Source organism: Acrocarpospora corrugata (assembly GCF_009687845.1).
GTDB classification, from domain to species: Bacteria; Actinomycetota; Actinomycetes; order Streptosporangiales; family Streptosporangiaceae; genus Acrocarpospora; species Acrocarpospora corrugata.
Window position 1 is genome coordinate 182,151 of sequence record NZ_BLAD01000041.1, and the last position, 21,106, is coordinate 203,256.

Annotated in this window: 16 protein-coding genes; 13 read left to right on the forward strand and 3 right to left on the reverse strand. The window is 69.1% G+C overall.

Going from position 1 to position 21,106, the window contains the following annotated elements; genetic code table 11:
- Nucleotides 1–29 precede the first annotated feature (29 nt).
- From Acor_RS09355 to Acor_RS09415, 13 genes are all read left to right on the forward strand, one after another.
- On the forward strand, nucleotides 30–611 hold the full coding sequence (locus Acor_RS09355) for a LutC/YkgG family protein (RefSeq protein WP_155336169.1): 582 nt from the start codon (nucleotides 30–32) through the stop codon (nucleotides 609–611).
- A 22-nt stretch (nucleotides 612–633) separates the two neighbouring features.
- On the forward strand, nucleotides 634–1,716 hold the full coding sequence (locus Acor_RS09360; protein ID WP_170316857.1) for a GNAT family N-acetyltransferase: 1,083 nt from the start codon (nucleotides 634–636) through the stop codon (nucleotides 1,714–1,716).
- Between the two features lie 79 nt (nucleotides 1,717–1,795).
- Nucleotides 1,796–2,713 (forward strand): sirohydrochlorin chelatase, encoded by a 918-nt coding sequence (locus Acor_RS09365; RefSeq protein ID WP_155336171.1) that lies wholly within the window; start codon nucleotides 1,796–1,798, stop codon nucleotides 2,711–2,713.
- 431 nt (nucleotides 2,714–3,144) lie between these two features.
- Nucleotides 3,145–4,230 carry an Rv2231c family histidinol phosphate aminotransferase CobC gene (gene cobC, locus Acor_RS09370; protein ID WP_155336172.1) on the forward strand — a complete coding sequence of 362 codons (1,086 nt, stop codon included), beginning with the start codon at nucleotides 3,145–3,147 and terminating at the stop codon, nucleotides 4,228–4,230.
- 10 nt (nucleotides 4,231–4,240) lie between these two features.
- On the forward strand, nucleotides 4,241–5,680 hold the full coding sequence (locus tag Acor_RS45870) for a nicotinate-nucleotide--dimethylbenzimidazole phosphoribosyltransferase (protein ID WP_308805637.1): 1,440 nt from the start codon (nucleotides 4,241–4,243) through the stop codon (nucleotides 5,678–5,680).
- Between the two features lie 56 nt (nucleotides 5,681–5,736).
- Nucleotides 5,737–6,750 carry an agmatinase gene (gene speB, locus Acor_RS09380; RefSeq protein ID WP_155336173.1) on the forward strand — a complete coding sequence of 338 codons (1,014 nt, stop codon included), beginning with the start codon at nucleotides 5,737–5,739 and terminating at the stop codon, nucleotides 6,748–6,750.
- A gap of 79 nt (nucleotides 6,751–6,829) precedes the next feature.
- The gene (cobA, locus tag Acor_RS09385) at nucleotides 6,830–8,062 is read left to right on the forward strand and encodes a uroporphyrinogen-III C-methyltransferase (RefSeq protein WP_155336174.1); all 1,233 of its coding nucleotides are present in this window, start codon (nucleotides 6,830–6,832) and stop codon (nucleotides 8,060–8,062) included.
- A gap of 1,565 nt (nucleotides 8,063–9,627) precedes the next feature.
- Nucleotides 9,628–11,439, forward strand: coding sequence for a GTPase (locus tag Acor_RS09390; protein ID WP_246238526.1), 1,812 nt, complete (start codon nucleotides 9,628–9,630; stop codon nucleotides 11,437–11,439).
- Nucleotides 11,436–13,061 (forward strand): GTPase, encoded by a 1,626-nt coding sequence (locus Acor_RS09395; RefSeq protein ID WP_155336175.1) that lies wholly within the window; start codon nucleotides 11,436–11,438, stop codon nucleotides 13,059–13,061. Before Acor_RS09390 ends, Acor_RS09395 begins: the two co-directional genes overlap by 4 nt.
- 160 nt (nucleotides 13,062–13,221) lie before the next feature.
- Complete coding sequence (locus Acor_RS09400) at nucleotides 13,222–13,968, forward strand: single-stranded DNA-binding protein (protein WP_155336176.1); 747 nt, start codon at nucleotides 13,222–13,224, stop codon at nucleotides 13,966–13,968.
- Nucleotides 13,969–14,288: 320 nt separating this feature from the next.
- A complete protein-coding gene (locus Acor_RS09405; RefSeq protein WP_246238527.1) occupies nucleotides 14,289–15,602 on the forward strand; it encodes a GGDEF domain-containing protein in 1,314 nt (437 codons plus the stop codon).
- Between the two features lie 9 nt (nucleotides 15,603–15,611).
- Nucleotides 15,612–17,276: an energy-dependent translational throttle protein EttA gene (gene ettA / locus Acor_RS09410; protein ID WP_155336177.1), complete on the forward strand. Its 1,665-nt coding sequence runs from the start codon at nucleotides 15,612–15,614 to the stop codon at nucleotides 17,274–17,276.
- A 10-nt stretch (nucleotides 17,277–17,286) separates the two neighbouring features.
- Nucleotides 17,287–17,676: an acyl-CoA thioesterase gene (locus Acor_RS09415; protein ID WP_218034197.1), complete on the forward strand. Its 390-nt coding sequence runs from the start codon at nucleotides 17,287–17,289 to the stop codon at nucleotides 17,674–17,676.
- On the opposite strand, the gene Acor_RS09420 is transcribed toward Acor_RS09415, so the two are convergent.
- The 3 genes from Acor_RS09420 to Acor_RS09430 all read right to left on the reverse strand — a co-directional run bounded on the left by Acor_RS09420 (nucleotide 17,666) and on the right by Acor_RS09430 (nucleotide 20,805).
- Entirely contained in the window at nucleotides 17,666–19,171 is a 1,506-nt protein-coding gene (locus Acor_RS09420; RefSeq protein ID WP_155336178.1) for a glycoside hydrolase family 13 protein, read from the reverse strand. The genes Acor_RS09415 and Acor_RS09420 overlap by 11 nt on opposite strands.
- 30 nt (nucleotides 19,172–19,201) lie before the next feature.
- A complete protein-coding gene (locus tag Acor_RS09425) occupies nucleotides 19,202–19,579 on the reverse strand; it encodes a globin (protein ID WP_155336179.1) in 378 nt (125 codons plus the stop codon).
- A 107-nt stretch (nucleotides 19,580–19,686) separates the two neighbouring features.
- Nucleotides 19,687–20,805: a mechanosensitive ion channel family protein gene (locus Acor_RS09430; protein WP_246238528.1), complete on the reverse strand. Its 1,119-nt coding sequence runs from the start codon at nucleotides 20,803–20,805 to the stop codon at nucleotides 19,687–19,689.
- Between the last annotated feature and the right edge of the window lie 301 nt (nucleotides 20,806–21,106).

Here is a 21,106-nt window from a genome sequence, read left to right on the forward strand (position 1 = left end):
TGGTCGGACCGGATCGAAAGGGGAGCCCGATGACCTCCCGCGACTTGATCCTCGCCCGGATCCGTGCCGCCGTCGGGGACGCGCCGGACGTGGAGATCCCCCGGGGCTACCGAGGTCCCGGAGCGGAGAGCGACGGCCTGATCGAGCATTTCGCCGAACGGGTCCGCGATTATCGGGCAGTTGTCCACGTCGTGGACGCGGCCGAGGTCGCCGCCGCCATCGGTGACGCGCTGGCCCGGCGGGAGGCGGGACGGGTCGTGGTCCCGGCCGGGTTCCCCGCCGAGTGGCTGGCCGAATCGGTGATCGAGGACCTGACGACCGTGGACGCCGTGGTCACCACCTGCGCGGTCGCGATCGCCGAAACCGGGACGATCGTGCTCGACGCGGGCGACGGGATGGGCCGCAGGGCGCTCACCCTCGTGCCCGACTACCACCTGTGCGTCGTCCGTGCGGACCAGGTCGTGCCCGGTGTCCCGGACGCGCTCACCCGGCTTGACCCGGTACGTCCCCTTACCTGGATCAGCGGCCCTTCCGCGACCAGTGACATCGAGCTCAACCGCGTCGAAGGAGTGCACGGTCCGCGAACCCTTGAGGTGATCATCTCGATCTGACGGCATGCCGTACGGTATGGGCGTGTTCGACGAACATCTCCCGATCCAAACCGAACGCCTACTCCTGCGGCATTTCAGCCCGGACGACGCGGCCCGCGTACGGGCGATCGTCCGGGAGGGCGCCCAGTCGACCGCCCTCCCGCCCGGCGCTCCCGGCTACGTGGGAGGAATCGCCCAATGGCTCTCCCATGGCGTACACGAACTGCGCAAATCCGGTCACGGCCTGCACCTCGCCATCGAAGCCGCAGGCGACATCATCGGCGCGATCAGCCTGTTCAAAACCCACTGGGGGACCGGCGTCACCGAAGTCGGCTACGGCATCCACCCCGACCACCGCGGACGCGGCTACGCCCCCGAAGCCGTACGCGGACTGGCCGACTGGGCGCTCGGGCCCGCGCGGCTGCGCCGGATCGAACTGCGCGCCACGATCGAGAACTCGGCGTCCATCCGAGTCGCGGAGAAAGCCGGATTCAGCCGGGAAGGCGTGCTCCGCGGCGCCGGATTCGAGGACGACGGCCCGCACGACGTCGTCGTCTTCGGCCTGCTCCGCGGCGAGACCGGCCCCGCCTTCGGCGGACGCCTGGACACCCCCCGCCTCATCCTGCGGCCGTTCCGCAAACACGACGCCTTCGACCTGCTCGCGGCCGTCAAGGACGACGCCGAGATGATCCGCTGGATGCCCTGGGCGCCCGGCTACACACTGGAACGAGCCATCGACTGGTGCACCAGGCTGGCGCACTCCGACCGCGTCAACGGCCTGACCTTCGCCCTCGAACCCCGCGACGGCGGCCGGCTCGGCGGCGCCATCGGCGTGCACCGCTCCGACCTGGAGCGCAGCGACGTCGAGATCGGCTACTGGGTCTCGCCGTGGGCCCGCCGCCAGGGCTACGCCGTCGAAGCCGCCAGAACCGTGGCCAGCTGGCTGCTCGCCCAGGGCTACACGCGGGTGCAACTGACGATCGCGGTCGGCAATGTGGGCAGCCGCGCGGTCGCGCGCCGGGCCGGATTCACCGAAGAAGGCATCCTCCGCCAAGGGCTCCCGATCCCCGGCGGGCGCGCCGATGCCGTTCTTTACAGCATCCTGCGGGACGAACTCAGACCTTAAAACACAGGTCAAGGATCCCCCATGGGCCAGTACCGTCCGCTATTGTCACGATCCGGACAAGGCATGGGAGATCGGTGAGATGAAACCGCCGTTGGTGCTCATCGGACACGGCACCCACGATGACACGGGCGTCGCTGAATTCGGCCGCTTCGTACACCGGCTTCGATGCCGGCTGGACGGCGTGGTCGCCGATGTGTCCGGCGGCTTCATCACGAAGGCCCGGCCGCCGCTCAGTGACTCGATCACGTCCCTGGTGGCGCGCGGCCACCACCACCTGATCGTGCTGCCCCTCAGCCTCACCAACGACCGCCGCGCCCTGGGCGACATTCCCGGCACGCTCGCGTTGGAGCAGGAACGCCACCCCACGCTCGACTACGACCTGGCGCGCTCGCTCGGCCCCGACCCGCGAATCCTCGAACTCCTCGCCGAACGCCTCGCGGACGCGCAGGCCGACATGCCCCATCTGCTCCGGACCGAGCCCTTCCGGCTCACCGACGAGGAGCCCGAGCGCATCACTCCCGCTGAGACCGCGATCGTCCTGGTCGGGCATGGATCGACCGACGTGTCCGCCAACGCGGAGGTGCATCGGGTCTCCCGGCTGTTCTGGGAAACCCACGCCGCCGACTACCTGACCGTGGAGACCGCCTACGTCTCGCTCGCCCGGCCCGGCGTGCCCGGCGGGCTGGAACGCTGCCGCCGCCTCGGCGCGAAGCGGGTGATCGTGCTGCCGTACCTGCTGTTCGCCGGGGGCGTGCTTGAGCGCATCTGGGCTCAGGCGCTGGCGTACGGGGCCAACCACGAGGGCATCGACATCCGCTGCGCCGAGGTCATCGGCGACTGCGAGGGCCTGGCCGACGTGGTCATCGACCGCTACGAGGAAGCCCTGGCCGACGCCGCCGAATGGAACGTCCGCCAACGCGTACAACAGGCCCTGGCAGCCCAGCGCTTCCCCCGCGCCCGGGGGACAACTTTCGCGGAGGAACCCACACCGGTCTGATGCCCTCTTGGGGCCGCGTGTGACCTCGGGTTGAGAACACCGATCTGTATGAGTGCGTCGCGAACTGGTTGCCGATATCTGGCCAGGGGCGGTTCCTTCAGCGATGTCCTCGACGACTGGCCCCTCATCCGCTCCGTGATGGCGCGGCCAGTTCCGGAATTCAGCCTGGTCGTCAAGCGTGTGGAGGCCGTCGGCTCTGATCGGTGTTTGGCGGCGGTGTTCCGATCGGCCCCCGACGGGGGCGACCGATGGGTGTCTGATCACGGTGTCCTGATTGGCTCATGACCGCAGTGGACTTATCGGTGCTTGGCGGCGCGCTGATCGGCATCTGGCCGCGATGAGCTTGCGGCGTTGATGTCGTGTCTTCCTGCGGGAGCGCTGGGCGCGTTTGAGCTCAGGGGGCGATTTATGGGCGATCGCCCGTTCGCGTAATGTCGCTGATCGTGTCTGAATGGGTGGATCTGCGGCATCACGGGGATCGGGATGTTGCGCCGGGGTTGGTGGATCTCGCGGTGAATGTGCGGCAGGGGGCGCCGCCCGGGTGGCTCGGTGATGTGGTTCGGGAGGCCGTGGGTGATCTTTCGGCTTATCCGGATGGGGATCGGGCCCGGGCGGCGGTGGCTGGGCGGCATGGGCGCGATGCAGACGAAGTGTTGCTGACCGCTGGGGCGGCGGAGGCGTTTGTACTGCTTGCGCGGGTGTTGCGGCCTCGGCGGGCGGTGGTGGTGCATCCGCAGTTCACTGAGCCGGAGGCTGCGCTGTTGGCGGCGGGGCATCGGGTGGAGCGGGTGGTTCTGTCCGGGGCGTTCACGCTGGATCCTGGCCTGGTGCCGGAGGACGCGGATCTGGTCATGGTGGGCAATCCGACAAATCCCACTTCGGTGTTGCACTCGGGGGAGAGTCTGCGGAGTCTTGTCCGGCCTGGGCGGACGTTGGTGGTGGATGAGGCGTTCGCGGATTGCGTACCGGGGGAGCCTGAGTCGCTCGCGTCGCTGTCGCTGCCAGGGCTGGTCGTGATTCGTAGTCTGACCAAGACGTGGGGGCTGGCGGGGCTGCGGGTCGGGTACGTGCTCGCGGATGCGCCGACGATCGCGCGACTGGCGGAGGCGCAGCCGCTTTGGGCGGTTTCTACGCCGGCGTTGGCTGCGGCGGAGGCGTGCATGAGCTCGCGAGCTCATGCGGAGACCGAAACATGGGCACGGCAAATGGCCGTCGAACGTGAGTACCTCGTGGCGGGGCTGCGTGCACTGGGCGCTCACGTCGTTCCCGACCCACAGGCGTCGTTCGTGTGCGTGCGACTTCCGGCAGGCCGCGACAGCTCCGCCGGTTCGGTCGGGAGCGAGAGGCCCTTGCATGTGCGGTTGGCTTTGCGGGCGAAAGGGTTCGCTGTTCGTCGGGGGGACACGTTTCCGGGGCTTGGGGAGGACTGGATTCGCGTGGCTGTAAGGGATCCGGGGACCTCGGACGCGTTTCTTGAGGCGTTGGCGGCCACAATGAAGACATCCCCGACGCGTTGAGGAGTGTCCTGTGCCTAGCCGTACCCGACTGAACGAGACTATTGCGGCGATCAGTTCACTGGACTTGGCGGCGATGGCTGAGGCCAGGGCGCACCAGGACCGGCTCACCAAACCGCGCGGGTCGCTGGGCGCGCTGGAGGACGTAGCCGTCCGGCTTGCCGGAATCGCTGCGGTTTCGCCACCCCCGCTCCCGGAACCGGCAGCGCTGGCGATCTTCGCCGCCGACCATGGCGTACACGCCCAAGGTGTCAGCCCATGGCCCCAGGAGGTCACCACCCAGATGGTGGCCAACTTCCTCGCGGGTGGCGCCGTCGCGAACGCCTTCGCCGCCCAGGCGGGCATCACGGTCACCGTCGTCGACGTCGGCGTCGCCACCGACCTGCCCCCCGCCCCCAACCTCCGCGTCCACAAGGCTGGATACGGCACCGCCGACCTCTCCCAGGGCCCCGCCATGACAGAGGCCCAAGCCCTCACCGCCCTCTGCGCAGGCATCGAAACCGCCACCACCTTGATCGCCGACGGCGCCCGCTGCCTCATCACCGGCGACATGGGCATCGCCAACACCACCGCCTCAGCCGCCCTGATCTGCGCCTTCACCGGCAGCGACCCCACCGACGCAACCGGCAGAGGAACCGGCATCGACGACACCACCCTCAACCACAAGATCGCCATAATCCGCCAGGCCCTGACCAAGAACGCAATCCCCGGCGCCGGACATGCATCGCAGCCCCCGACCAAGAACGAGATTTCTGACGCTGGAGGTACGTCCCAGGCCCTAGCCACGAATGCAGGCCCCGGCATCGGTGATTCGTCGCAGGCCCTGACCGAGGGTGCGGTCACCGGCGCTGGAGGTACATCCCGGGCCCTGGCCACGAATGCAGGCCCCGGCGCTGGAGATCCGTCCCAGGCACTGGCGATGAACGCAGTCTCCGGCATTGGAGATTCGTCGCAAGCACTGGCCGAGGCTGCGGTTTCTGGTGCTGGAGATTCGTTCCAGGCCCTAGCCGCGAATGAAGTCCCCAACGTTGGGGATTCGTCGCAGGCGCTGGCTGAGAATGCGATTCCCGGCGCTGGAGATCTGTCCCAGGCTCTGCGGATATTGGCGGCTGTTGGTGGGTTCGAGCATGCGGCGATTGCTGGGTTTGTGCTGGGGGCTGCTGCGCAGCGCGTTCCCGTTGTTCTGGATGGGGTGATCGCTGGTGCGGCGGCGCTGGTTGCGGCGGGGCTCGCGCCGGAGGCGATCGGGTATTGCGTCGCCGGGCATCGGTCGGCTGAGCCGGGGCATGCCATCGCGCTGGAGTTCCTGGGCCTGCGCCCGCTTGTTGACCTTGAGCTCAGGCTGGGTGAGGGTTCAGGTGGCCTGCTCGCCCAACCGCTGATCGTCGCCGCCGCCCGGGTCATGCATGATGTCGCCACCTTCGACTCCGCTGGGGTTTCCGACAAAACGTGATCGTCGTGGTTCCTGGGGCTGATCGGTAGGTCAGGGCTTGGGTGGATGATGGTGGTATGGCTAGGTATGGGCCTATGTATGGGCCGGACATCACGTTTCTTGGCGTCGAGCGCTGTGATCTGAGCGAGCCGAGCAGTTTCGCCGAGGCCGATGTGGTCATCGTCGGAGCGCCGTTCGACGGTGGGACCAGCAATCGGCCCGGGGCGCGGTTCGGGCCGCAGGCGTTGCGGCAGGCGTGTTATCTGGCTCATGACGGATCCCGGCCGAGCATGGCGCTGCGCGTGGACGGCCTGAAGGATCTCAAGGTTCTCGACGCCGGTGACGTGGAGTGCTACTCGGGGGACATCGAGACCTCGATCAAGGACATCGAGGCCGCCGTCTACACGATCGCCAAGTCGGGCGCGATCCCGGTGATTCTCGGCGGCGACCACACGGTGGCTCTGCCGGACGCGCGCGGCGTCGCCCGGCACCACGGCTTCGGTCGCGTCTCCATGATTCACTTCGACGCGCATGCGGACACCGGCGAGATCGAGTTCGGCCACCTCTACGGCCACGGGCAACCCATGCGCCGACTGATCGAATCCGGCGCGATCCGCGGCGACCGGTTTCTCCAGCTCGGCCTGCGCGGCTACTGGCCCGGCCCGAAGATCCTCGGCTGGATGGCGCAGCAGAACATGCGCTCCTATGAAATGACGGAAATCGTCGCCCGAGGGCTCACCGACTGCCTCACCGAGGCGTTCGTGATCGCGCAGGACGACTGCGATGGGATCTTCCTCTCGGTCGACATCGACGTCTGCGATCCCGGCCACGCCCCCGGCACCGGCACGCCCGAGCCCGGCGGCCTGTCGGCGCGCGAACTCCTCGACGCGGTTCGTCGCATTTGTTATGAGTTGCCGGTCGTCGGAGTCGAAGTCGTCGAGGTCGCGCCGCCGTACGATCACGCGGACATCACCGCCTTCCTTGGTAACCGTGTGGTGCTTGAGGCGCTCTCCGCCATCGCCCGCCGACGGGAGGTCGCCGCCGGTGGAGAGCCCTGGGACCCCCGGAAGCCCTTGCTGGAAGGGCGATAAGGCGTATCTCGTCAGTGGCGTCACAGGTCAGGAGGTAGGTTTACCTCTTAACGGACCCGTATTGATCCAATGGGGAGAGATGGCGCCCTATCTGCTCGGATTGCGGCTCGACGGCCGGCGGGTGCTGGTCGTCGGAGGCGGACGCGTCGCCCAACGGCGGGTGCCCGCGCTCCTCGACGCGGGGGCGTCGATCACCCTGGTCTCGCCGAGCGTCACCCCGGCCCTGGATGACCTGATCGCCGATGGCCGGGTGGTGTGGGAACGCCGGCCGTACCAGCCGGGGGACTGCGACGGAGTCTGGCTGGTGCAGGCCTGCACCAGCAACCGGGACGCCAACACGGCCATTGCCGCCGAAGCCGAGGCCAAACGCATCTGGTGCGTACGCGCCGACGACAAGGACGCCTCCGCCGCCTGGACCCCGGCCAGCGGCCGGGTGGACGAGGTCAGCGTCGCGATCACTGCGGGCGGCGACCCCCGCCGCGCCGCCGGCATCCGCGACGCCGTCGTGAGCGCCCTCCGCGACGGTACGGTCGACGCCCGCCGCCACCGCACCAAACCCGTCGGCGTGGCCCTGGTCGGCGGCGGCCCCGGCGACCCCGGCCTCATCACGGTCCGTGGCCGCCAACTGCTCGCCCAGGCCGACGTCGTCGTGGCCGACCGGCTGGCCCCACGCAGCCTGCTGGACGAACTCCCGCCAGACGTCGAACTGATCGACGCGGCCAAAGTCCCGTACGGGCGGTTCCTGTCCCAGGAGCGGATCAACGAACTGCTCGTCGAGCACGCCAAAGCCGGGCGTTTCGTGGTCCGGCTCAAGGGCGGGGACCCGTTCGTGTTCGGGCGCGGTGGCGAGGAGATGATCGCGTGCGCCAAGGCGGGCGTGCCGGTCATGGTGGTGCCCGGCATCACCAGCGCGGTGGCCGTGCCGGCCGCGGCCGGGGTTCCGGTCACCCATCGGGGTGTGAGCCAGGACTTCCACGTCGTCTCCGTCCACGTGCCGCCTGGGCATCCGGATTCGACCGTTGACTGGAAGGGATTGGCGCGATCCCAGGGAACCCTGATACTTCTGATGGCGGTGGAACGTCTCGCGGAGATTGCTGAAACGCTGCAAGGTGACGGACGTTCGCCGGAAACTCCCGTAATGGTGGTACAGGACGGTACTCTTCCCACCCAGCGCGCAGTAATCGCCACCTTGTCCACCGTGGCGGAGCGAGTGACCGCCGCCGGGCTTCGGCCCCCGGCGATCGTGATCGTCGGGGACGTCGTCGGAGTCGGCCAGGAGATTGAGATGGTGCGAGCGGAGCGGGTTCCGTGAAGTCGGCCGCCAACGTGCCCGGACACGAGCATGCCACCGGCGACGCGCCGGGTGACCCAGTGAGCGGCACCTCGGGAGAAACCGTGAACGACCAGGTCGACGAGGGTCCTGGTGAGCAGACGGCATCGTTCCGTGCCATCAGGCCCGACGAACCACCCCCGGATTCCACCCCGGAACCGGTGATCAACTCCGCGGCCGTGTCGGCGGCGCGGGCGAAGGCGCTGCCGGCGCAGGAGGGTGGCGCGGGCAAGAAGGGCGAGAGCGCGTGGTCCCATCTGTCGGTCAGCGGCACTCCAGCGCCCGACGATGAGCCCACTTCGGCCGCCGGCGACTCGGACGATACCCCCCAGTCTGCTCAGGACCCCGGCAAAGCGGACGAAAGTCCAAACTACTTCAGAAAGTACGCCCCGGGTGCTTCCGTGAACCCTTCCCCCGCCGCGGACACCGCCTCCCCCGACGAATCTGACGGCTCGGATGGCTCTGGGGCCTCCTCGGACGACGCCTCGGCCTCCAGTGGCAGCTATTGGGACAAGCCAGGCGTTACCCCAAGCCCGCCGAGCGGCCCCAAGGTCTCCTCGACTAGCGCCACGGGTTCCCTGGACAAGACAGCGGACCCCCGGGCCGACGCCAAGGATTCTTCGACCGGCACCACCTCCAAGGGCAGTTTCTGGGACCGGGTGGACGACACCGCCCCTCCCTCCCGAGACGACCCCAAGGATTCCGCCGAGCCCCTCGAATCCCTGACCAAGGCCGACAGCCCTCCAAACGAGGCCACGGACCCCCAACCCGAAGCAGACACTTCCCCGGAAGACGTCGCCGACCCCCCGGCCAAGGCCAGTAGCTATTGGGACAAGGCCACAGATTCCACGGAACACGTAAGCGACGGCACCGGCAGCGCGTCGGACGCCGCCGGCTCTCAGTCTGACGCAGACGACGCAACAGGTTCTGCGCCCAAGGTCGGCAGCTCCACGGGCGGTGCCTTTGGTTCCGCGGCGAAGACTGATAGCACTGCGAGCAGGACCGCCGTTTCCGCAGCCAGGGGTGACAACCCTTCGGACGTTGCCGCCGGTTCCGCGCCGAAGGCGGATAGCTCTCCGGACGGTGCCTCCAATTTCTGGACCAAGGGCGACAACTCTTCGAGTGCCGCCGGTTCTGCGCCCAAGGCTGGCAGCCCCTCGGGCGGTGCCTTTGGTTCCGCGGCGAAGACTGATAGCTCTGCGGGCAGCGCCGCCGTTTCCGCAGCCAAAGGTGACAGCCCCTGGGGCAGTGCCGCTGGTTCCGCGCCGAAGGCCGACAGTGCGGTGGGCAGCGCCGCTGGTTTCTCGGCTGGAGATGACAGCCCTTCGGGCGGTGCCGCTGATTCCGCGGATAGAGGCGACAGCCCCTCGGGCGGTTCCGCCGGTCCCGCACCCAAGGCTGACAGCTCTGCGGGCGGTGCCGCCAGTTCTTCGGCCAGGGGTGACAGCCCCTCGGACGATGAGCCCGGCCGCCCGGCCAAGGGCAATGATTCCGCCGACGAGGCTGCGGGTTCTCCGCGTGATGTCAAGCGTCCCTCTGGTGGTGCTGTGATCATCCAGGGTCACCTCGTGGCCTCCTCCGACGGTTCTGCGGACAAGGAAGCCGCCGGTGGTGGTTGGCGGAACGAGGGTGGGGGTGCTTTCGGGGCGACGAGTGGAACGTTCGCGGGAGCCGTACAGGAAGAGAAGTTGCCTGAGGCGGTGTCGGCGGCTCTGACGGGAGCGTTGGCGCAGCTCAGGGAGGCTGTCACCGGGTTGCACTTCGGGCTGGACGTGCCGGGCGCCGATGAGGCGCGCAAGGCGCAGGCGGCCGTGCTGACGCAGCTCGACGACTACGTGATTCCGCGCGTGCACATGAGCACGGCCCCGGCCCTGGTCGTGGTCGCGGGTAGCACCGGCGCGGGCAAGTCCACCCTGGTCAACACGCTCTCGGCGCAGCAGGTCAGTGCCACCGGGGTCCGCCGCCCGACCACCGGCACCCCCGTGCTGGCCTGTCATCCGGACGACCGCGACTGGTTCGTCAAGGGTGACCTGCTCAGCGGCCTGACCCGGCTGGACAAGCCCGGCGTGGGCGTGGGCGCGGACAGCATCGTGATCGCCCCGACCGAACGCCTGCCGCAGGGCGTCGCCCTGCTCGACACCCCGGACATCGACTCGGTCGTCGAGGAGCACCACCAGATCGCGCACCGGATGCTGGACGCCGCCGACCTGTGGGTGTTCGTCACCACCGCCGCCCGATACGCCGACGCCCCCTCCTGGGGCCTGCTCCGGCTGGCCAAGGAGCGCAACGCCCGACTGGTGATCATCCTGTCCCGGGTCCCGGAGAAGTCCCGCGACGTGATCGTCAAGCACTTCGTCCGCATGCTCGACGAGTACGGCTTGGGCGAGGTCGAACGTTTCATCGTCAACGAGAGCGCCGTCACCAACGGCAGGCTCCCCGACGACCAGGTCACCGAACTGCGCATGTGGCTGGCCGAACTGTCGGTGGACGACCAGCGGCGCACCACGGCCGTGCAGACCACGCTCAACGGCGTGCTCAACAGCTTCCGCAACCGCGTCCCGGCCCTCGCCCGGCACCTGGAGACCCAGGTGGCGCTCCGCGCGGACCTGCGCTCGGACGTGGACTCCGCATACATGAGCGCGCTGGCCGAGATCGACGAGGCCACCAGGAACGGCTCGCTGCTGCGCGGCGAGGTGCTGGCCCGCTGGCAGGACTTCGCCGGATCCGGCGACCTCATGCGGACTTTACAACTCCGCCGCGCGGCCAAGTCCGGCCAGCAGGGCCCGGAACGCCTCCGCGCGCTGAAGGGCGCGCTGCACACCGGCCTCGAATCCGTGATCACCTCGGCCGCCCAGCGCGCCGCCGAGGAGGTCGTCACCCGCTGGCGGCAGCGTGCCGGGGCGGGCGACAAGCTGGCCGCCACCCCCGGTCTCGGCCGCCCGAGTGAGGAGTCGGTGCGCCGGACCGCCCGGATGGTCACCTCGTGGCAGGACCACGTGACCGAGCTGATCAGAACCGAGGGCGTGACCAAACGTTCGGTGGCCAAACTGGTCTCCTTCGACGTGCAGTCGCTGGCGTTGATCTTCACGGTGGGCCTGCTCGGCTACGGCACCACCGACGTGTCGGTCGGGTCAGGCAACAGCGCCCTGCCGCAGCGGCTGCTGCGCGGGCTACTCGGCGCCGAGTCGCTGCGCAGCATCAGCGCCAAGGCGCGCAGCGACCTGCGGGCCAGGATCGGCCTGCTCTTCGACGACGAGACGTTGCGCTACGTGGACGCGCTGGACAGCGCCGGGATCCCGGACGAAGCCGCGGCAACCCGGCTGTACCAGGCCACCTACAACCTTGAGGTAGCCAGATGACAATCAGCGCCGAACCCCGGCACGGACTCGGCACCAGGCTCGCCGCCCTCGCCAGGGTGGTCGAGCTGGGCCAGGGACGGGTCGATCCGGAGCTGCTCGAAGAGGCCACCCAGCTCCTCCTGCGAGCCGGGAACCGGCTCAAGCTCTCCCCCGACCACACCGTGGTCGCGCTCGCCGGGGGCACCGGCAGCGGCAAGTCATCCCTGTTCAACTCGGTCTCCGGCCTGGAGCTCTCGCCGACCGGCGTGCGCCGCCCGACCACGGCACGCACGCACGCCTGCGTGTGGGGCCTGGACGGGGCCGCGCCGCTGCTGGACTGGCTGCAGATCCAGTGGCGGCACCGGTTCGCCCGGGCCAGCGCGCTGGACAAGGGCGAGAGCCAGCTGCACGGCCTGATCCTGCTCGACCTGCCCGACCACGACTCCATCCGGGCGCTCACCGACAACGAGGCGGATCGGCTGATCACCGCCGCCGACCTGATCGTCTGGGTGCTGGACCCGCAGAAGTACGCCGACGCCGCCACCCACCGGCGCTACGTGGCCGAGCTGGCCGGGCACGACGCCGTGACCGTCTTCGTGCTCAACCAGGCCGACAAGCTGACCCCGGAGGAGCAGGCCATCTGCGTGGCCGACCTGGAGGAACTGCTGGGGCGGGAGGGCGTGGCCAACCCGAAGGTGGTGGCCACTTCGGCGACGACCGGCAAGGGCATCGACGGCCTGAAGGCCGTGCTGGCCGAGTCGGTGAGCGCGCGCCGGGCCGGCTACCTCCGCCTGGAGGCCGACCTGGACAAGCTCATGCTCCGGGTGGCCAAGGACATGCCCGACCTGCTGCACGTCGAGCCGACCGTGGACGGCGCCCGCCGGGCCGGTCTCACCGACGCACTGTGCGACGCGGTCGGCGCCGCGGCCGTCGGCGAGGCCATCGAGAACGTCTACGGCGTCCGCTCGATCGACTGGGTCGGCTGGCCCTACGCCCGCTGGGGCGGCCTGTTCCGCCCCGACCCGCTCAAGAGCCTGCGCCTCGGCGACGTCAAGGACGACATCCGCACCCTCGTCGGCGGCTCGGTCCGAGCCCAGCCCGCCGAGGTGGACAACGCCGTCCAGGCGCTCTCCGACGGGCTCAGCCAGGGCATGCCGGTGATCTGGCAGGACGGCGTCCGCGACGCGGCCAGGTCCCGCTCCGGCCAGCTGCCCAAGGTGCTGACCGACGAGCTGGGCGAGATCGCGCCGCCGCTCGACCGGGTGCCGCCCTGGTGGTGGCTGGGCAAGATCTGGCAGTACCTGCTGGTCCTGCTGTTCGGCGCGGGTCTCGGCGTGACCGGCATGATCGTGGCCTACGGCGCGTTCGACGCCGGCGTGCCCCCGTCCGAATTGCTCGGCGACCTCGGCGTGCTGCCCTGGGTGCTGCTCATGATGATCAGCGTGCTCGGTGTCGGGCTGCTCTCCGCCGTGGCCAGCCGGAACTTCGTGGTGCTGGCCGCCGGGACCGAGCGGGACCGGCTGGAGCGGGACATGCGGCGGCGGGTCTCCACCGTGGCCCAGGAGCTGGTGGTGGAGCCGGTGGAGCGTGAGCTGCAGCGCTACAACGATTTTCACGAGGCATTGAATACCGCGAAGTACTAGCGAGCGTTTCGAGGGCTGTGGATAACCCGCGTTGTCCACAGCCCTCTGTTTTCCACAGGATGCTCGTTTTCCACAGAGTGCCGTTCGGCCGCTCGGGGCGGGGGCGGCCGGCGGGAAGGTGAGTGCGAGTCCGGCGAGGGTCCGGACCGTGGAGGCACTCATGAGCGAGATCTATGTCACCCTGTCGGGGAATGTCACCGACGATCCCAAGCAGTTCCACTTCGGTGACGGGTCCCGGGCGACCTCGATGCGGGTCGCGGTGAACCGGCGGTTCCTGGACCGCCAGACGCAGACCTGGCAGGACGGGGAGACCAGCTACTACACCGTGCGCTGCTACCGCGCGCTGGCCGACCACGTGGCCCAGTCGGTGCGGCGCGGCCATCCGGTGGTGGTGTCGGGCAAGTTGCGGGTGAAGCAGTTCGAGCGCGACGGGGAACAGCGCTTCTGGGTCGAGGTGGAGGCGGTCTCGGTCGGACACGACCTCAAGTGGGGTATCACCAGCTTCGAACGCCCGGTGCGCGGTTCGTCCGGTCCTGTCGCCGCCGCACGCGATCTCCGGGCGATGGAGGACGCCACCCGCGATTGGGAACTGGCCACCGTTGGGGCCCCGGGCACGCTGCGGCTACTGGAGGGCGGCGCGGGCGCGGATGACGACGAGCACGCCGACCCGTTCGGCCGTCCGGGTGACGGGCGGCTGGGCGGTTCTCATTCGGACGTCCTTGCGGGAGACGGGCGGCTGAGTGGTGCCCGTTCGGACGTCCTTGCGGGAGACGGCCGGATGGGCGACGCCTTCGCCGACGTCCTTTCGGACGACACCCGGGTGGGTGCCGACTATGTTGTCGATGGTTCGGGGGGCGAGGGGGACGAGACTCCGTGGCCTGGTGAGGCCACGCCGCTGGCGGCTTGACGAGGGAGGGGGCATCGGCCGTGCGCGGCCGGTGCCCTCGATCAGGGTCCGGAGATCGGCCGATGGCGACGATCCGCGTCGCTGCAAGAGCACCAGATCAGGTCCAGGTAACGCCCCGCACCATGGCTGCTCCTTTCCCACACGGCCCGCTCCACGAACGAGCGGTTCCCCACCAACGGACGGTTCTGTGGCGAATCACCACAGAAGCGCCCCCAGGCCATCAGAACGAATGGCCACGCAGCCCAAGGTAGCGGTTCCCGTCGCACGTCGCACACTCCGCAACTATTGTGTTACACATCGTGAGACGCTGGAGTCAGCGTATGGATGCGTTGGGGGACGGGATGACGGCGCCCAGTCAGACCTCGGCCAAACCGCTCGGCGGCATGCCGGCACGCGGCGGCCGGTGGCCTCTGCTGGCGCAGCGGCGTCCGCTGGTGCTGTACCTGGTGGCGATCGTGGCGCTTGATCTGGCCGCGATCGGTTACTTCGCGGCGACCACCGGATTCTCGGTCGCCGACCTGGCCACCTTCCTGGCCCTGACGGCCTGCGGGGCGGTCTGCATCGAGGCGACCCGGCGGCTCGGCATGCCCGCCGGAGTCCACCGCGACCTGCTCTCCGCCTGGTGGCTGCCGGCCGCGCTGCTGCTGCCGCCGGTCTACGCGCTGCTCGCGCCGATCCCGCTGCAGATCCTGCTGCAACTGCGGGTCCGGGCGACCGTCGCCTACCGGCGGGTGTTCAGCGCGGCCGCGATCGGCCTCGCGGCGGGGGCGGCCTCGGTGGCCTTCCACGCCCGGGTCGCCGATCCGGGGGAGCTGGCGCTGGGGACCGGCTGGCCGATCGTGACCGCGGTCGCCTGCGCGGCCCTGTTCACCGTGCTCAACACGGCGCTGATCGCCATCGCCGCGCACACCGCCGACCCGGACAGCCGCTGGCGGGACGTGCTCTGGGACCGGGAGAGCCTGCTGCTGGACGCGGTCGAGCTCTGCCTGGGCGTCTCGGTGGCCATCCTGTGCGGGCTCAACCTGACCCTGCTGCTGCTGGCACTGCCGCCGGTCATGCTGCTGCAGCGCAGCCTGCTGCACGCCCAGCTCCAGGCGGCGGCCCGGACCGACCCGAAGACGGGCCTGCTCAACGCCGCCGCCTGGCAGCGCGAGGCGGACACCGAGATCGTCAGGGCCCGCCGCACCGGCGAGATGCTGGCCCTGCTGATCGTCGACATCGACCACTTCAAACGGGTCAACGACACCTACGGCCACCTGGTCGGCGACCAGGTCCTGATCGGGGTGGCGGCCACCCTGCGCAGCCAGCTCCGCGACTATGACGTGGTCGGCCGGTTCGGCGGCGAGGAGTTCGTGGTCCTGCTGCCCCGCGCCGACGTGGCCGAGGCCCGCCGGGTCGCCGAGCGGCTCAGGACCAGGGTCGGCCGGATGGCCGTGCCCGCCGACGACGCGATGATCACCGTGACCATCTCGGCCGGAGTCGCGATCATGAACATGCACGGGGACGACCTGATCGAACTGCTGGCCGCCGCCGACCTGGCCCTCTACCGGGCCAAGGAACTCGGCCGGGACCGTATCTGCCTACCGGCCACCCAGAATCCGCCGACGGACGGCAAGCCCGCCACGGCCCACTAAGCTAAACCCATGGCCGAGTACATCTACACGATGCGACGTGTGCGCAAAGCTGTCGGCGACAAGGTGATCCTTGACGACGTCACGCTTTCCTTCCTGCCCGGAGCGAAGATCGGCGTGCTCGGTCCCAACGGCACCGGCAAGTCCACTCTGCTCAAGATGATGGCGGGCATCGAGAACACCTCCAACGGCGAAGCCCTGCTGATGCCCGGCTTCAGCGTCGGCATGCTCCAGCAGGAGCCGCCGCTGAACGAGGAGAAGACCGTCCTCGGCAATGTGGAGGAGGGCGTCGCCGAGACCAAGGCGCTGCTCGACCGCTACAACGAGATCGTCGAGCAGATGGCCACCGACTACACCGACGCGCTGCTCACCGAGATGGGCAAGCTCCAGGACGAGATCGACCACCGCAACGCGTGGGAGCTGGACAGCCAGCTGGAGCAGGCGATGGACGCCCTCCGCTGCCCGCCGCCCGACTCCCCGGTCACCACCCTGTCCGGTGGCGAGCGCCGCCGGGTCGCGCTGTGCAAGCTGCTGCTGGAGCAGCCCGACCTGCTCCTGCTCGACGAGCCCACCAACCACCTCGACGCCGAAAGCGTCCAGTGGCTGGAGTCCCACCTGGAGAAGTACCCGGGGACCGTGCTGGCCGTCACCCACGACCGGTACTTTCTCGACAACGTGGCCGGCTGGATCCTGGAACTGGACCGCGGCCGGTGCTTTCCGTACGAGGGGAACTACTCCACCTACCTGGAGGCCAAGGCCGCCCGGTTGAAGGTGGAGGGGCAGAAGGACGCCAAGCGGAAGAAGCGCCTGGAGGATGAGCTCCAGTGGGTGCGCTCCAACGCCAAGGCCCGCCAGACCAAGAGCAAGGCCCGTCTCCAGCGGTATGAGGAGATGGCCGCCGAGGCGGACAAGTTCCGCAAGCTCGACTTCGACGAGATCCAGATCCCGCCGGGCCCGCGCCTGGGCACCACGGTCATCCGGGCCGAGAACCTCACCAAGGGCTTCGACGACCGGCTGCTGATGGACAACCTCAGCTTCGACCTGCCCCGCAACGGCATCGTCGGCGTGATCGGGCCGAACGGCGTCGGCAAGACCACACTGTTCCGCCAGATCACCGGCAGCGAGGCGCCGGACAAGGGCTCGATCGTCATCGGCGACACCGTCAAGATCTCCTACGCCGACCAGACCCGCGCCGCGATCGAGGGCGGCAAGAACGTCTGGGAGGTCGTCTCCGACGGGCTGGACTACATCAAGGTCGGCAACGTCGAGATGCCGTCCCGGGCGTATATCGCGGCCTTCGGGTTCAAGGGCCCCGACCAGCAGAAGAAGGCGGGCGTGCTGTCCGGCGGCGAGCGGAACCGGCTCAACCTGGCGCTCACCCTCAAGCAGGGCGGCAACGTGCTGCTGCTCGACGAGCCGACCAACGACCTGGACACTGAGACGCTCTCCTCGCTGGAGAACGCGCTGCTCGACTTCCCGGGCTGCGCCGTCATCACCTCGCACGACCGGTGGTTCCTGGACCGCATCGCCACCCACATCCTGGCCTGGGAAGAGGGCTCGAACTGGTTCTGGTTCGAGGGCAACTACGCGGACTACGAGAAGAATAAGGTCGAACGGCTCGGCGCCGACGCGGCTCGCCCGCATCGGGTCACCTACCGCAAGCTGACGCGCGAGTAGCGTGCGGCATGTGTTCTCCCGGCAGATCCGGTTCGCCGACATCGATCAGCTGGGGCACGTCAACAACGTGCGGTACTTCGACTACCTGGAGGACGCGCGGCTGGCCATGCTCTACCTGGATCCGATCCGGGCGGGCGGCCGGCCGCACCGCGGGCTGGTCGTGGCGCGGCACGAGATCGACTACCGGCGGACGCTGACGTTCCGTCCCGAACCCGTACGGGTGGAGACCTGGGTGACTCAGGTCAGCCCGGTGCGTTTCACCCTGGCGTACGAGATCCGGGATGAGGACGTGGTCTTCGTGACGGCCCGGTCGGTCATGGTGGCCTATGACCCGGCGGCGGGCAGGCCGCGGCGGCTGACCGAGGACGAGCGGGCCTACCTGGAGAAGTTCACCGGGTGAGCAGCCAGGCGGCGGTGTCCGGCGGCAGCGTGTCGCCGTCGAGGGGGCCGCTGGAGATGAGCACCTGGTGGTGGGGCGGCAGTGTGGCCGGGTGCTCGCCGCAGTTGACCGCGCAGATCAGGTCACCCCGGGTGAAGTAGAGCGTGTCGGGTTGGCCGGGGAGCCAGCCGATTGTGTCGGGGAGCGTGCCGCGCAGGGCCATTCTGGTGGCCAGGGCGCGCCGGTAGAAGGACAGGGCCGAGGCCGGGTCGGTGGCTTGGTGTTCGGCGGTCAGGTCGGTCCAGTCCGCCGGTTGGGGTAGCCAGCTGCCGCCGGGGCCGAAGTCGAACGGCGGAGCCGTACCGGACCAGGGGAGGGGGACGCGGCAGCCGTCGCGGCCGGGGATCTCGCCGTTGGAGCGGAAGAAGATCGGGTCCTGGCGGGCTTCCGGGGGGATTTCCGTCACCTCGGGGAGTCCTAGTTCCTCCCCTTGGTAGAGGTATGCCGAACCGGGGAGCGCCAGCATGGCCAGCAGGGCGGCGCGGGCGCGGGCGGGGCCGGCGGCGGGGTTGAGTGAGCCTTCGCCGTAGCGGGTGACGTGGCGGACGACGTCGTGGTTGGAGAGGACCCAGGTGGGGGCGGAGACGGCGGCCAGCGTGTCGTCGATCACCTTGCGGAAGGCGGTGGCCGACCAGGGGGCCTCCAGCCAGGCGAAGTTGAAGCTCTGGTGCAGCTCGTCGGGACGTACATATCTGGCTAAGTCCTCCGCGGAGTCGGTCCAGACCTCGCCGACGGCGGCCCGGTCGCCCGGATAGGAGTCCAGGACCTTGCGCCATTCGCGGTAGACCTCGTGCACTTCGGGGCGGCTCCAGATGGGGGAGGCGGCGCCGAAGCCGGGGTCGGTGTCGGGGAGGCCGTCGGCCTTGTACAGGCCCATCGCGACGTCGATGCGGAAGCCGTCCACGCCGCGGTCCAGCCAGAAGCGCAGGATGTCGAGGAACTCCTCGTGCACCTCGCGGTTGTGCCAGTTGAAGTCCGGCTGTTCGGGGGCGAACAGGTGCAGATACCACTCCCCGTCGGGAAGTTTGGTCCAGGCGGGGCCGCCGAACACCGACAGCCAGTTGTTCGGCCTGTCCCGGAACATGTAGCGCTCCCGGCCGGTGCCCGCCAGCGCCTCCTGGAACCACGGGTGGGCGCTCGAACTGTGGTTGGGCACGATATCGACCATGATCCGGATTCCGGCCGCGTGCGCGGCGCTCACCAGCGCGTCGAACTCGGCCAGGTCGCCGAAGAGCGGGTCCACGTCGCGGTAGTCGGCCACGTCGTAGCCGCCGTCGGCCATGGGCGAGCGGTAGAAGGGGGTCAGCCAAATGGCGTCCACGCCCAGTTCCGTCAGGTACGGCAGGCGGGAGCGCACCCCCGCCAGGTCGCCGACGCCGTCGCCCGAGACGTCGGCGAAGCTGCGGACGTAGATCTCATAGACGACGGCCTCATGCCACCAGGGGGTTTGGTCCATGGTTCACTCGCTGCCCCGCGATGCGGAGACTTATGCGTTGATCAGGCTGTGGGCGGCGTAGACGAGGTACTTCCAGAGCTTCTCGTGCTGCTCCTGCGGCAGCTCCAGGGACTCCACCGCGTCGCCCATGTGCTTGAGCCACGCGTCCCGCTCCGGCTCGCCGATCACGAACGGCGCGTGCCGCATGCGCAGCCGGGGATGGCCGCGCTCCTGACTGTAGGTAGTCGGGCCGCCCCAGTACTGGATCAGGAACAGCCGCAGCCGGTCCTCGGCACCGGTGAGGTCCTCTTCGGGATAGAGCGGGCGGAGCAGCGGATCCTCCGCCACACCCTGGTAGAACCGGTGGATTAGGCGCTTGAACGCCTCCTCGCCCCCGATGAGGTCGTAGAAACTCTCCTCGCTGGTCACGGTTTCAGCCTAAGACAGCTACCGACCAGTAAAGGCGCGGGGCCCCGGGGGAGGATTCTCATCCCGGTGATTTTCCTGCCGGGTAGTGATTCTTCCGTCAGAGGAGATCAGGCCGCGAAGACCAGGCCGTGCTCGTCGAAGGCGCGCTTGATTCGGCGGCGGAGTTCGCGGGCGGCCGTGGCGCGCTCGCCGGGCACGGTCTTCACGCTGACTCGGAAGATCACGGCGGAGTCGGAGATCTGCTCCATGCCGAAGACCTGCGGCTCTTCGACGATCACCTTGTCGTGGAAGTTCTCGTCCTCCCACACCTCGGTGGCGATCTCCTTCAGCAGTTCCTGCACCCGGATCACGTCCGCGTCGTAGGCCACCGGCACGTCGACGACCGCCCGCGACCAGCCCTGGGACTCGTTGCCGACCCGGGTGATGGTGCCGTTCCTGACGTACCAGACCTTGCCGTCGGCGTCGCGGAGCCGGGTGATGCGCAGGGTGACCGCTTCCACGGTGCCGATCGCGACCCCGGTGTCGATCACGTCGCCGACCCCGTACTGGTCTTCGACCAGCATGAACATGCCCGCGATGAAGTCCTTGACCAGTTCCTGGGCGCCGAAGCCGACCGCGACGCCCAGGACGCCGACGCTGGTGAGGACGGGGGCGATCGGGAGGCCGATCATGGTGGCGATGGTGAGGAAGGCCGTGCCGAGGATCACGGCCGAGGCGATGCTGCGGAGCACCGATCCCAAAGTGTCGCCGCGCTGCCTGCGCCGTTCGCTGAGGATGGCGGAGGTGGCGTCTTCGGGGGTGGTGGCCCGGCGGAGCCGGTCCGGCAGCACGCCCTCGGCGGCTCGCAGGGTGGCCCGGGTGATGAGCCGGTGTGCGATCTTCCTGATCACCAGGGCCGCTACCAGGATCAACACGATGATCAGGATGACGTCCGCCACGCCGGCGACCAGCTGAATCCAGGTGGGGTAAGCGGCCCGCGGGGGGAGCAAGGTGTTCAGGAGAGGGCAGATCAACCCGTCGCCTTTCGAACACGCCTCCACCAGGTTCTGGTGTGCCTGGTCGAAATTGATGAACGAGGTCGGGCTCGGGGTGGGGCTGGGGGACAGGCTTGGCACCACGCTGGGGCTGAGACTGGGTGTCGGGCTCGGGCTCGGGGAGAGCAGGAACACGAGGTGGATCCCCCTCGGATCAGTTCGTTCGGCGCTGGTCAGGTCAACGCAGGTCAACCTAAACCATATTGCCGAGCAAACCGGCCAACGTCACATTACGCCGGGGAGACGTAAGCGCCGGAACCCGGGCCGCGGAGGGCGGGGGCCGACACTTCTGTGACGACTGGCAGGGCAGGGACGTGCACCCGGAAGCACATCCCGAACCGTTCTCCGGGAGGGGGATCCCCCCGATGGTCGACCGGCCCGGTCACCCGTGCCGGTCGACAGCCAGCCGGGTACGGCCCCGCGCCGGAGCCGTACCCGAGACTGCGTGGACCCGAGGGCCCACGAGATTCAAGTACCAGTGCCGATCAGATCC